This is a genomic window from Bacteriovorax sp. As-1 (assembly GCF_058446905.1).
In genome coordinates this window covers 1,789,237-1,801,825 of sequence record NZ_CP184341.1, presented here as the reverse complement: position 1 = coordinate 1,801,825, position 12,589 = coordinate 1,789,237, and the positions used below count along the sequence as shown (strand labels likewise).

At 41.1% G+C, this 12,589-nt stretch carries 12 protein-coding genes; 3 read left to right on the top strand and 9 right to left on the bottom strand.

Annotated elements, in window-relative coordinates:
• Positions 1-173 precede the first annotated feature (173 nt).
• From lon to ACN20O_RS09100, 3 genes are all read left to right on the top strand, one after another.
• Positions 174-2,588: an endopeptidase La gene (gene lon / locus ACN20O_RS09110; RefSeq protein WP_491639212.1), complete on the top strand. Its 2,415-nt coding sequence runs from the start codon at positions 174-176 to the stop codon at positions 2,586-2,588.
• Positions 2,589-2,708: 120 nt separating this feature from the next.
• Positions 2,709-3,116 (top strand): response regulator, encoded by a 408-nt coding sequence (locus tag ACN20O_RS09105; RefSeq protein WP_491639210.1) that lies wholly within the window; start codon positions 2,709-2,711, stop codon positions 3,114-3,116.
• A 9-nt stretch (positions 3,117-3,125) separates the two neighbouring features.
• On the top strand, positions 3,126-3,464 hold the full coding sequence (locus ACN20O_RS09100; protein ID WP_142410237.1) for a hypothetical protein: 339 nt from the start codon (positions 3,126-3,128) through the stop codon (positions 3,462-3,464).
• A gap of 61 nt (positions 3,465-3,525) precedes the next feature.
• On the opposite strand, the gene ACN20O_RS09095 is transcribed toward ACN20O_RS09100, so the two are convergent.
• The 9 genes from ACN20O_RS09095 to ACN20O_RS09055 form a co-directional block, all read right to left on the bottom strand.
• Positions 3,526-3,711, bottom strand: coding sequence for a hypothetical protein (locus ACN20O_RS09095; protein ID WP_102242004.1), 186 nt, complete (start codon positions 3,709-3,711; stop codon positions 3,526-3,528).
• Positions 3,712-3,955: 244 nt separating this feature from the next.
• Entirely contained in the window at positions 3,956-4,138 is a 183-nt protein-coding gene (locus tag ACN20O_RS09090; RefSeq protein WP_491639207.1) for a hypothetical protein, read from the bottom strand.
• Positions 4,139-4,500: 362 nt separating this feature from the next.
• Entirely contained in the window at positions 4,501-4,791 is a 291-nt protein-coding gene (locus ACN20O_RS09085; protein WP_491639205.1) for a hypothetical protein, read from the bottom strand.
• A gap of 40 nt (positions 4,792-4,831) precedes the next feature.
• On the bottom strand, positions 4,832-6,460 hold the full coding sequence (locus tag ACN20O_RS09080) for a DUF6531 domain-containing protein (RefSeq protein WP_491639203.1): 1,629 nt from the start codon (positions 6,458-6,460) through the stop codon (positions 4,832-4,834).
• 59 nt (positions 6,461-6,519) lie between these two features.
• Positions 6,520-7,410 (bottom strand): type II secretion system F family protein, encoded by an 891-nt coding sequence (locus tag ACN20O_RS09075; protein WP_491639201.1) that lies wholly within the window; start codon positions 7,408-7,410, stop codon positions 6,520-6,522.
• Between the two features lie 7 nt (positions 7,411-7,417).
• Positions 7,418-9,661, bottom strand: coding sequence for an ATPase, T2SS/T4P/T4SS family (locus ACN20O_RS09070; protein WP_491639199.1), 2,244 nt, complete (start codon positions 9,659-9,661; stop codon positions 7,418-7,420).
• Positions 9,661-11,154 (bottom strand): secretin GspD/PilQ domain-containing protein, encoded by a 1,494-nt coding sequence (locus tag ACN20O_RS09065; RefSeq protein ID WP_491639197.1) that lies wholly within the window; start codon positions 11,152-11,154, stop codon positions 9,661-9,663. Before ACN20O_RS09065 ends, ACN20O_RS09070 begins: the two co-directional genes overlap by 1 nt.
• The gene (gene cpaB / locus ACN20O_RS09060; protein WP_491639195.1) at positions 11,144-11,968 is read right to left on the bottom strand and encodes a Flp pilus assembly protein CpaB; all 825 of its coding nucleotides are present in this window, start codon (positions 11,966-11,968) and stop codon (positions 11,144-11,146) included. Before cpaB ends, ACN20O_RS09065 begins: the two co-directional genes overlap by 11 nt.
• A 93-nt stretch (positions 11,969-12,061) precedes the next feature.
• Entirely contained in the window at positions 12,062-12,589 is a 528-nt protein-coding gene (locus tag ACN20O_RS09055; protein WP_491639193.1) for a hypothetical protein, read from the bottom strand.

The following is a 12,589-nucleotide window of genomic DNA, read 5'->3' as shown; positions in this document are numbered from 1 at the left end:
AAGTATTTCGTCTATTTTTCATTTAATACAGTGATAATCGCCCTCAAGTATAACCAAAAAAAATGAATAAATATTCACAAAATCTTAAAATATTTTAAAGAGTTTATTCCATAACCCGATTTGGATAACTGAATGCAAATGATTTTGCAGATAGGCCAATTTGGAGGATATGTATGGTAACTAATTATGAGGGTGACAACATCGAACTAAAAGATCATCTCCCTCTCCTGCCGATTAGAGACATCGTAGTATACCCATTTATGATACTACCGTTTTTCGTTGGAAGAGAATCTTCAATTCAGGCCGTTGACCACGCGCTGACAAAGACTGACCGATTGATTCTTCTTTCAAGTCAAAAAGACATGAAAGCTGAAGCACCTGCTCCGGATGAAATTTACGAAGTAGGTACAATTGCCATGATCATGAGAATGAGAAAGCTTCCTGACGGAAGAATCAAAATTCTGGTTCAAGGTCTTTCTAAAGCTCGCATTACAGCTTTCACTCAAGAAGCTCCTTACTTCATGTGTAAATTGATGAAGGTAGAAGATGTAAAACTTGAAGAGAACAATGTTGCTGCTAACGCTCTAATGAGAAACATCCGCGAGCAACTTGAAAAAGTTATCAATATGGGGAAAGTGCTTTCTCCAGATATCCTGATGATCCTTGAAGATATCAAAGATCCGGGAAGACTTGCTGACCTGGTGGCCTCTAACCTGAATCTTCATGTTGGTGAAGCACAGACAATCCTTGAGATCCTTGATCCAATGGAGAGACTGCACAGAATTAACGACATCCTTGCACGCGAGCTGGAAATCCTGGCGATGCAAAACAAGATTAAGTCGACAGCAAAAGAAGAAATTACAAAAAATCAGAAAGAGTATTTCCTTAGAGAGCAAATTAAAGCTATCAAATCTGAACTTGGAGACGAAAGTCAAAAAGAAGGAGATGATGAGTTTGCTGAAATCAGAAACAAGATCGCTAAAGCGAAAATGCCTGAAGAAGCAGAAAAAGAATCGCTTAAGCAGATTGCTCGTCTGGAAAAAATGCACCCTGACTCATCAGAAGCTTCTATCCTTAGAAGTTACTTAGAGTGGATGTGCGATCTTCCATGGTCTAAGACTTCTGAAGAAAAGATTGACCTGGACGCAGCTCTGGAAATCTTAAACGAAGACCACTTCGATCTATTTAAAGTGAAAGAAAGAATTTTAGAATACCTTGCTGTAAGACAGCTTAAGGGACCAGGAATGAAAGGACCAATCCTATGTTTCTCTGGACCTCCAGGTGTAGGTAAAACATCTCTTGGTAAATCTATCGCTAAAGCTTGTGGACGCGAATTCGTTCGCATCTCTCTTGGTGGCGTAAAAGATGAAGCCGAAATCCGTGGACACAGAAGAACTTACGTCGGCGCAATGCCAGGACGTTTCGTTCAGGCCATGAAACAAGCAAAAACAAACAACCCGGTTATCCTTCTTGATGAGATCGATAAACTAGGTGGAGATTTCAAAGGTGATCCATCTGCGGCGCTTCTTGAAGTTCTTGATCCGGAACAAAACATGAACTTCCGCGATCACTACTTAAACGTAGCTTTTGATCTTTCAAACGTTATGTTCATTGCCACGTCTAACTTCTTAGAGCAGATCCCTGCTCCATTAAGAGACCGTATGGAAATCATCAATCTTTCTGGATATACACAGGAAGAAAAAGTGGCGATCTCGAAAAAGTACATCATTCCTAAACAAATGGATGAAAACGGAATCAGCGACAAACACATCAACTTTACTGATGAAGGTGTTGCAAGTGTTATCAAAGGATACACTTCTGAAGCTGGTCTTCGTAACTTAGAGAGAAAAATCGGGGCTATCTGTAGAAAAGTAGCAATGAAAATAGCTAAAGGTGAAGCTGAGCAGACTCACATCATGAGCGAGACAGTTTTCAAACTTCTTGGACCACCAGTTTTCACAAAAGACGATGAAAAAGAAACAGATGAAATCGGAGTGTCGACAGGTCTTGCCTGGACGGCTCACGGTGGTGAAGTTCTTTACATCGAAACAACTAAGATGAAAGGAAGAGGTCTAACTCTGACAGGTCAGCTTGGTGACGTAATGAAAGAATCTGCTCAGGCAGCTATCGGATACATCAGAAGCCAGTCAATGGAACTGGGAATTGAAGACGATGTTTTCGAAAAGAACGAACTGCATATCCACCTTCCGGCAGGAGCGACTCCAAAGGATGGTCCAAGTGCAGGGATCACGCTGGCAACAGCTATCGTTTCACTTCTTACTGGGACACCAGTAAGTAAAGACGTAGCAATGACTGGTGAAATTACTCTGACAGGTAAAGTTCTTCCAATCGGTGGTCTAAAAGAAAAGGCCCTAGCTGCAATGAGAATGAACGTTAAGACGATCATTATTCCATGGAAAAACAAAAAAGACCTGGAAGACATCCCGGCCGAATACAGAGAAAAACTAAACTTCGTCCCAGTTAAATCGTTTGATGAAGTCCTGGACGTTGCTCTAGTGGGATGGAAAGAAAAGAAAAAGAAGAAAGTGTATTCAAGAAAAGAAACTCTGCCGCCTGCAGCAGCCTAGTTTCCGACAAATTTAGTATGACTAAAAAGAGAAACCAACAGTATTGTTGGTTTTTCTTTTTTTAGATCCCTCTTTTGCGATATCATAAACATAGAAGAAACATTTAATTTGGATCATTCTATGAAACCACCTCGCAATCATGACAAGCTCAAAATCCTTATTGTGGATGACTCAGACTTCAACCGCAAAAACATGGTTGATATTCTGACTTACGAAGGATTCAACGTTATCGGACAGGCAGGATCTGCGGAAGAGGCCATTCAGATTGCCCACTCTGCAAAACCTAACCTGATTTTTATCGATATCGTTATGCCAGAAATCTCTGGTCTTGAACTCACCAAACACCTTCAGGAAAAAAGCTCAGGAGAAAAATTCATTATTATGATGTCTTCTCTGAATATTGAAAGCATTGTTATTGAATCGATCTCAAACGGTGCCAGCGATTTCCTACAAAAGCCATTTGAAAGAGACGACCTGATAAAGGCCGTTGAAAAAGTTGAACGCCTGGTTGAAAAAGATAATAGATAAGGGACTATCATGTTTATCATTCGTTTTATTTTTTATTTCACTCTAAGTTTTGCCATCATGTGCATTCCGATTGGTGGAGGAAGACAAGTTTTCGACAAGCTCTACAGCATGGTGACCCCATATGCCCGCGATGCTGCCAAGGCCACAAAACAGAAGTTTTCATCTACCAAGAGATATTCAAAAAAACTCTACTCTAACTCTGAACCTTCACTGGAAGAGGACCAGGTAAAATCTAAAATGGCCGCGGTCAAAAAGAAGAAGTCAATCATCAAGGAAAATGGACCTGCCGATGATACTTACAGTGATGAAGAACAAGAAAGATTAAGACGCGCTTTGAGCGACGAATAAAAAAAGAAAGGCCCACTATTCAGTGGGCCCCTCTTTATAATATCAATAATGTCTTTAAAACTTATTTTGAAATTGTCTTGATAGCTTCTTTCTTCGCTTCTTCAGTAGAAGTGTCTACTACCACTTTTGCATCTCTCTTATTAGATTGGTTAGAGTAGATACATTCACCTTTTTTGTCTTCACCAACTTCACCTGACATTGCTCTTAAAGAAAAGAAAAGTAGAGATGAGATAATTAGTGCTTTCATATAATTCCCCTTTTTGGTTTTTTAAGCTTTCTTGCTTTGGTAGTTGCACTAACAATGCCAACTTCGTGTTCTTGATCTTTTGATGAGTTAGAAGAAATTGCTCAGCTATTTTCGTCCAAACTTTAGACAGGGATGAAAAATATTTACACAGTTTTTTGTTATTTCAGGGCATTAAAAAACCCCGCATTCGCGGGGTTCTTAAAAGGAGTGTGAGAATAATGTATGCAGAAATGGATATTAAAATCTATTTTGAAACGGCCTTTGATTCTGGTTTCTTGTCATCTGAAGACGTGGCCACTACTTCTTTTGCATCTCTCTTATTAGATTGGTTAGAGTAGATACATTCACCTTTTTTATCTTCTCCAACTTCAGCTGAAAAAGCGTTAAGTGAAACTATAGTAAGAGATAGGATGATTAGTGCTTTCATAAAATTCCCCTGGTTTTGTTTGTATTTTAAGTTGCAGGCTCCATGCCAAGATTTGGTGTCTGCAATTTTAAAAACTTAGGAATTTCCCTCTGAAAAAGTGTTTAAACTTTAAACAGCACTGTGTGAAATATATACATATATTGATTAAAGACGCTATTTGGCTTTTATAGAGGTATTGCCTCGTCATCAGCACTAAATTATGGGGTATCACATACAAGCCTTATAAGTGCCCCTAGAAAGTGTCTGAAGTGATTAACAATGGAAGTCTCTATGAGACAGGTCGGATTATGAAAACCGCCTGTTAACCAGGCGGTCCATTTTTAAATTATCTAAGTGTATGTCGAAGAGAGGAAAAACAGCGACTATTTTGTTGTACCAGTCGTTCCTGTAGTACCGTCTTTTCCTGAAGCAGCATCAGTTTTAGAAACATTCAGGCTTGAGTTGTTGTTCTCAAGACAGTTTGTTGCTACTGAAGTTTCTTGAAGCATACATTTTACTTTGCTACTTTCATTGAAAACAAACTTCTGTCCTTCTTTTGAAATTCCGTCGCACTCTTGTTTTGTCTTACACTCAGCTGGTGATGATGATGAACATGCACCAAAAGCTGTTCCTGTAAGTACTGTAGACATCGCGATCACTAATAAAAATTTCATACACTCTCTCCCTTCGATTGGCCTTCTCCGGCCAGGTCCATTACATATTTAAGTTAACACCTGCAGGTTTAACAATGCTTAGAAGTGACTGGAATGCCTGTGTCACTTGTAGGGCCATTTTCGCGCCTGCTTTTGATTCAACTTTCTTAATTTCACCGTAGTTATCGTATGCTACGTTGATGATTCCCACATTCTCCATTTCAATCTCAACTGGTTTCCCAAGTGAGTTGTACTTAAAAGAAAGTGTTCTTCTCGTCTTAGCATCATCTTTTTCCTGGTCGATCATTTTTGTGATCTTTCCAGAGCGATCGTAAATCAGAAGAACTGATTTCCCTGCGCTATTAACAGCTTTTGCCAGGTTTCCGATCTTGTCGTACTGGAAGTTCGTCCAGCCGTCATTGTTTACAACTCTTGTGATCTTGTTGATCTTGTCGTCATAAGCAAGTTCAACATACTCTCCACGAGTTGATGTTTTCTTTGTAAGAAGTCCTTTCGCATTGTATTCGAAAGTTGTTACGTCTTTTCCACGAGTGATTTTAAGTGGAAGAGAACAACACTCAGAGTAAATCGTCTCAGTTTTGATTCCATCTACATCAGTCGCAATTCTGTATGTGTATTGCTGACCATCTGGTTTTGTCTTAATTTCGTATTCGTAACGGCTTGAAGACTCAGGTCCATCTACTGGTTTCTTTGTTACAGTTGTCCAGTAATGGAAATCCGGGTTCTTCGGGTTGTTTTCGTACTTGTACTTAGTAGACTCCCCGTTTCTTTCGATAACTTCTGTTGCAAACGAGTTCTTGTCGTACTTCACTTGCATCTTCGTTGTATCGATATACGTGATGCCTGTTAGGTTATGGTTACTGTCATAGTCATACTTATAAGTGTTACCTGCTACGTCTGTACTTGTAGAAAGGTTACCTTTTGTATCGTAAGCGTAAGTCGCTTTTTTATCTCCAGTGAAAGCTGCAGATTTAATTTTCCCATCCGGGTACCACTCGAAAAGGATTTGTTTTGCTTGCGTGTCTTTAATCGCAAACAGTTGCTCTCCCTTGTATTCGAATGAAATACTGTATCCATTTTTATCCGAGATTTTTGTCAATTTACCTACGTTGTCGAAGTAATCAACTTTCCCGTCTGAACCTGTTCTCTTATATCCCGTCTTCTCCTTCACCATTGTCTGGATTCCACGGTCATTTGAGTAAAGCATTGTTCCGTCAGCTAAAACTGTCTCGATATTATATTTTTTCGAGTAGAACTGGCGAAGCTCAGCATCGCTGTTCAAACGCTTCATCAGCGACTGAACCATAACGTCACTTACCGGTTCTTTTTTCTTCATAGCTTCGATAATTTTCTTAGAAGAAATCTCTACGTTGATTGCTTCTTTCGGAACGAAACGAGTCTGTGCTCCCGATCCGTTTTCCATTACCACTACTGATCCGTCTGCAGAAACCATTAGCTTTGTTTCATAGAGAGATCCCCATCCGAAACCAAACCAGCCATTATCTGTTGACTTAGAGTTATATGTTCTCGTCACCTCTAAATCGTGGTCTCCACCAGGAGCAATGATATCAGTGTAGGTGATATAAAAGTTTCCGTTTTTTAAGTTAACACCACCAAACGCCATCATCGGCATTAGAGAGAGTGCTATCAGCGATTTTTTAAAACTCATAATTCACATTCCTTGTTAGAAAAATACAGTTAATTATTCGGTATAATTGAACAATTTCTTTAGATCTTAATTTTTACAATTTTCATTATAACGTAAATACCTGCTATATCGAAGATTAAGGCTACAAATAAAAATACTAGACCCAGCGGAGTCGTAAATAACGGAGTCATTGACTTGGGATCTTGTAGGAAATAGACGAATCCCAGAAGGTACGGCATTGCCCCGATGGTCATTCCCTGGAACATCCCCTGTGCAGTGTAAGTGTCAACTTTTTGTTGCAGTCTTACCCTTTCGCGGATTACATCAACGATCGTATCAAAAACCTCCGAAAGATTACCCCCGGTTTCCCTTAGAATATTCACAGCAGACACGAACATGTCGTTGTCTTCCAGGGGCACGCGTTTCGCGAGGTTTTCAAAACACTCTTCTAACGGCATCCCGATTCTGTTTTGTTGAAGAAGCACATTGAACTCTTGAGAGATAGGGGCGGGCATTTCCTCAACAATCATCCCGATGGCTTGAGGAACCGAAAGACCGGCGCGGATTCCATTGGAAAGAAGCTGAAGGGCGTCCACCATTTGCAGTGAATAGGCCTTAATTCTTTTCTCCACCATGTAATCAATAATCCATCTCGGGGCCTTAAAGCCAATAAAGGCCATGATCCCACCGAGAATAGCTCCTAAAATCCAGCTGGCAAAAAAACCAATGAATAAAAAGATAAAACAACCAAGCCCCACTGAAGAGGCCAAAAGCATATACGTTAGCCTGTCTTGAGGGATTTCAATGAAAAGGAATTCAAGTTTCTCTGTAATATACGTGCGCGTCCCATAGGTCTGGCGCTCGATCCAGTCGAAGATATTGATTGAATACTTGTAACTTAGAGCGAAGACCATCATTCCCACCACAAAGATGAGTCCGTTTCGGCCAACCAAATCTAAGAAAAAACTCATGCCCTACCTATTTCTTCACCGGTGGTTTTGCTGCACCTGTTGGTGCTGCTCCTCCACTCCCTGGTGGTTTCGGTGCTCCAGCAGTTGCCGGTGCCGCCGCTGCAGGCGCAGCTGCTGCTGGCGCTCCTTGTGGTGGACGGTTGCTGAAGATCCCTCTTGGAACGTTGTAACCTTTTCTCTCCAGAACTTCGATAAACTTAGGAATAAATCCTGTGGCCTGGAACTCTCCAAGGATTTTTCCGTTCTTATCAATTTCTTTTTGAATGAATAAGAATATATCCTGAAGGATAACAGTATCTCCCTGCATTCCCGCAATCTCAGTTATATACATAACTCGTCTCGATCCATCATCAAGACGTGACTGTTGAATAATCATATGAACAGCATTGGCGATCATTTCTTTAATCGCACGAGGAGAAATTGATGTTCCGGCGTATTGAACAAGTGTTTCCAGACGCCCGATACACTCACGTGGATTGTTCGAGTGGACAGTTGTCATTGAGCCGTCGTGACCTGTACCCATTGCTTGTAACATATCCAGAGTTTCACCACCACGACACTCACCAACAACAATTCTATCTGGACGCATACGCAGTGTTTGTTTTACCAGACAACGAATATCAATTGCACCATCACCTTCCAATGAAGGTGGACGCGTTTCAAGTCGAACAATATGCTCTTGCGGAAAGTTCAATTCCGCCGAGTCCTCGCATGTAATAATACGTTCATTTGATTGAATGAACCCACCAAGAACGTTGATCAGCGTCGTCTTCCCGGAACCAGTACCACCAGAAACGATGATATTTCTATGGGCCTCTACCGCAATACGAAGAAAATCGGCCATGTTCTCTGTCATTGACCCGAATTTAACCAGGTCTTTGTACGTCAGACGTTTCTCTGGGAATTTACGAATAGTAATCGTACATCCATCAATTGATGATGGAGGAATAATAGCGTGAACGCGGGACCCGTCTTTTAAGCGGGCATCAACGTAAGGTGTTTTTTCATCAATACGTCTACCAATCGGAGCAACAATTCTTTCAATAACGTTTAGAACCTGGCGGTCGTTAGTGAAAGTAATTTCAGAAAGCTTAAGCTTTCCACCCTGCTCGTAATAAATCTTATAAGGCCCAACAACCATGACCTCGGAAATACTCTTATCACGAAGAAGATCTTCCAGCGGCCCAAGCCCCAGAGCTTCATCCAGGATCTCTTTTACGATCTGGTTCATATCTTCGCGGGTATTTAAAATCCCCTTCGTGTCTTCTTTTCCTAAGAGTTCAACGACAACTTTTTTTGTCTGCTCTTTTAAAATGATCTGCGCCTTGGGATCGTTATCGTCTGCTTTCTTTAAATCCATCTCTTCAACAAGAGCACGGTGAATGCGCGATTTTAAATCTGTCCAAGGGCTCTTTCCACCTTTAGTCGGTCCACCTTCAGCTCCGGCAGCCGCTGCGGGATCAGCTTTCTTCTGACCGACTTCAGAAGGTTTATTTAACTTTTCAAGTGCTCTTAGGATACTTTTTTCATTGAGACGTCTGACTGTATCAACGATACCTTTAGCAAAGTTACTGTTTCTCGCTACCAGCATAACCGGTTTTTTCTGGTTAAGGGCCAGCGTACAGTTTTGATCATCGCGAGGGATAACGCTAAAAGCAGGCTTTCCTAATGTCTTGGCGATTACATCGTTTGTAACCGGGTGGCCTTGCTGGGCCTGGTTGATTACAAATTGGATCATGTCTTTAGGAAACATCATCGTCACCAGGTCAGAGTACAATCTCTTCGTCTGGTTAAGCGCAAGAATATCCGGTGTCACCACAACAAAAATGAGTGTTGAGAACTCTAGTGCTTTTATCGCCAACGGAGTCAGCTCATTTCCTGCATCGATAATAGTTATTGGATAAATATTAGTTACGGCCTTAAGAGTTCTTCCTAAAGCTTCAACTTCAATTCCTTCTGAAGCTGTCGGGTCGTTAGGCATCCCGATGTAGAAAACGTTTTGATTCATATTAACGAACTGCTGGATAGAATTCGGGTCAACGGCCCCTTTGAAATCCGCCAGTTCTTTTAAATTCTTCTTCCCCTTCATCCCGGTGATGAAGTCCTGGTCTCCGCTTGCTTTTTGATCGAAATCTAAAAGAAGCGTTTTAACTTTTCCTTCAATCGCGTAAGCAAAGGCCAAGTTCGCCGCAACCTGCGACTTACCAAGTCCTCCTTTACCCCCGATGATTGAAATTATGTGTCCGGCCACTATCTGCTCCTTTTCCTGAACTTTCTTTCTACTTCCTGTGCTCCTGAAGAAGCTGACTCGATAATTTCTGGAGTCACAAAAATGACGAACTGAGAGCGGTTAGTAGAGTATTTTTTAGACTTTAAGAATGAAAACAGCGCTGAACCATTTTCAATCGTTTCCTGAACAGGAGGGTCTCTATCATAGTCAGTTGTAAATTTATTCTGTACAACACCCCCGACAACTGCCGATTCCTGTGACTTCACAATAATTTGCGTGTTAACAGTGTTATCTAATTCTGTGGGGACGGAATCGCCCGTTGTTGCCTTAACTGAGATAACCATTTTTAAATTAATCTTTTCTTCCTGAAGCATATTGGGAGTGATTCGCAACTCAAACCCTGATACGGCCGTACCACTCTTCAGGTTGTCTCCTGTGCCGATGGCATAAGGGATTTTTGAAGTTTTATTGATAGCACCTTCAACATTGTCTTTAACAATGATAACCCCGGACTGAACAACACGAGCGTGCCCCGCACTCTTGGCCGAATTTAATTTCGGAAAAAGATTAGAGATCGTCGCTGATAATGTCCCTTGAGATGAAGTGGCCACTCCACCACTACCGTTTTTACCAACCTGGATTGATCCACCACCGCTACCAATTGTTGGAGTCCAGCTAAAACCAAAAGTCTTATCGTAGGCCTTTGTTAATTCCACGAACTGGGCCGTGATCTTAAAAAGTTTCGCCAGAGGTTCTGGTTTTGGTTTCGTATTGATCGTTAACAAGTTTTCAAATGGAGGTTTTTTAGTCGTCTGAACAGTATCTGTTCGTCTTGCCAAGTTCTGAATCTGATCTGGAAGATAAGCGCGGGCAATCTGCTCGGCCTTATTACTTTCTTCCTGTGAGTTAACAACCCCTTCAATCCAAAAAGTTCCATTTACCACTCGAACAGTAACGTCGCGAAGTGTACTTTTTTGCATTTCATCCTGCATTTTCTTAGCAATAACCAGCTGAGTTTGTGGAGAGAGTTCAACCAAACGAAGAACATCAGGATATTTTTCGAGGATAACAACAACTTTACCAATATCGCTTGGAACAACAATTTGTCCGCCGACAAAAACGGCGTCCCCTTTAATACCAATTTCCAAACCTTCAACATCACCTAAAAGTTCTTTTAACTGAACAACAACTTTAGACTGATCAGATGCCGTTACTTTTAAAAGATAACGGGCCTTGATATCTCCGGCCAAGTCACGGACTGTTAGGGTCGTATCTCCTGCTTTAATCCCGGTTAAAAGAATCTGCTTTTTTTGCGGAACGAGCTGATATGAAACTAAGTTCTCGTTAGCGATTTTAATAACTGAGTTTGGAACGAAATCAAGCGTGATGATTTTTTCCAAACCAACAATAACTTCGACTTCCTTCAAAGACTCATTAGGATCCCCATCCTGAGAAAACACAGGAAGTGCGATTAGTACCCATGAAAAAAGAATAATAAAAAATTTATTGAGCATTTTTAGACTCTTTTAAATATTTCTCAGAGAAGAAACCTTTGGCTTCAGAGGCATCCTCTCCAAGTACATCGTAAATTTGTGTTGCTCTTAATCTCACCGGTTCTTTATCCGCATTGTTTCTCAGTGACAGCGATAAAGTACCGCTACCGTAGGCCTGCATGAAAGCAAGCTTCTGCACATCGTACGGATCAAGTTCAAGTGTGATCGTATTGTAAGTCGTGTATGTATTTAAGTTCATCGTACGGATAACTTTAGGTGTTTCAACCCCGTACATAGGGATTGAGTTAGTCATACTCATCCCGGTAGAAAGAACCAGAACGTCCTGAAGAAATGTTCTCGTTTTTTGTAAATCTTTTCTCGCCCCTTGAGAAATATCAATCGCCGCCAGAACGTCTACGCGGTCTCCTGGCTTAATCAATCTTCCCACGGCATCTTTCTCAGTGATGTTGATCGCAACAGCACGTTTACCAACAGAAACCTGGCGTGAAAGACCTGTTTTAATTCCGGGATAAGTTACACGTGGTTTTGTGATCTGCTCGCCTTTGATAATAGGAACAGTCGCAATTGTGTTTTCTAATTCTTTAATTGTTTTGAAATGCCCTGGTGCCAGGAAGTTTGCAGGAACAGTTTTAACTTCAACTTTTGAGTCATCGATCAGGTCGAGTTCTTGAATATCATTTTTTGCAACAACAACAGACATTGGAATACCGTATTCTTTTGTCATCGCGCTTTTTTGATCTTCGAGATATGTCCAAACCATCATCATCGCAAAAGCTGCGATTGCAATGGCCAAAGTGAGGGCGCGTGTGTTCATACTTTTTCCCAACCTGTTTAAATAACTAGCTTTTTAAATAGTAACAAAATTTAGGAAAAAATTTGCGGAAGGGAAGAATTTGACTAGTAGGGCCTAGTTGGAAAGGATGCAGTTTCCGGGGTTATTTTGTTGGGCCGGATTGATGTCGTAGTAGTTACCAGCTCCCCCATCGGAAATCTTGTTGTAAACCGGACCACATATTCCATAAAACGTAAACACTCGGACATAGCGGCTGATAGGCTGTCCATCATTGTCTTCATCTCTTTCTTTAGAATCACACTCTTCGCTCGAATCGTTTTTTAAAAGTGAAGAAAATCTAAAACATGGAGCAAATGAGCGCTGACCTCCAGAGGCCGATTTCTCTCTCCATCCCAGAGCTGAAAAACCGACTACAGAAATAGCTTTTTCTGAAAATTCGTCCAAATCAGTTGTGGTGTTGATATAAGAATTTCCCCTAAGCAGACCATAAAAATACCCGCGTACTGCTTTTTGCTGGTTAATTGAACCATTGATCGCATTTCCCGTCGTCGAATAAATCGTGTAGAGAAAAATCAGGAACGGCAAAAAGATGATGAGTTCAAAGATTGCCTGACCTTTCTGGTTTTTTAAAATAGTCTTCAT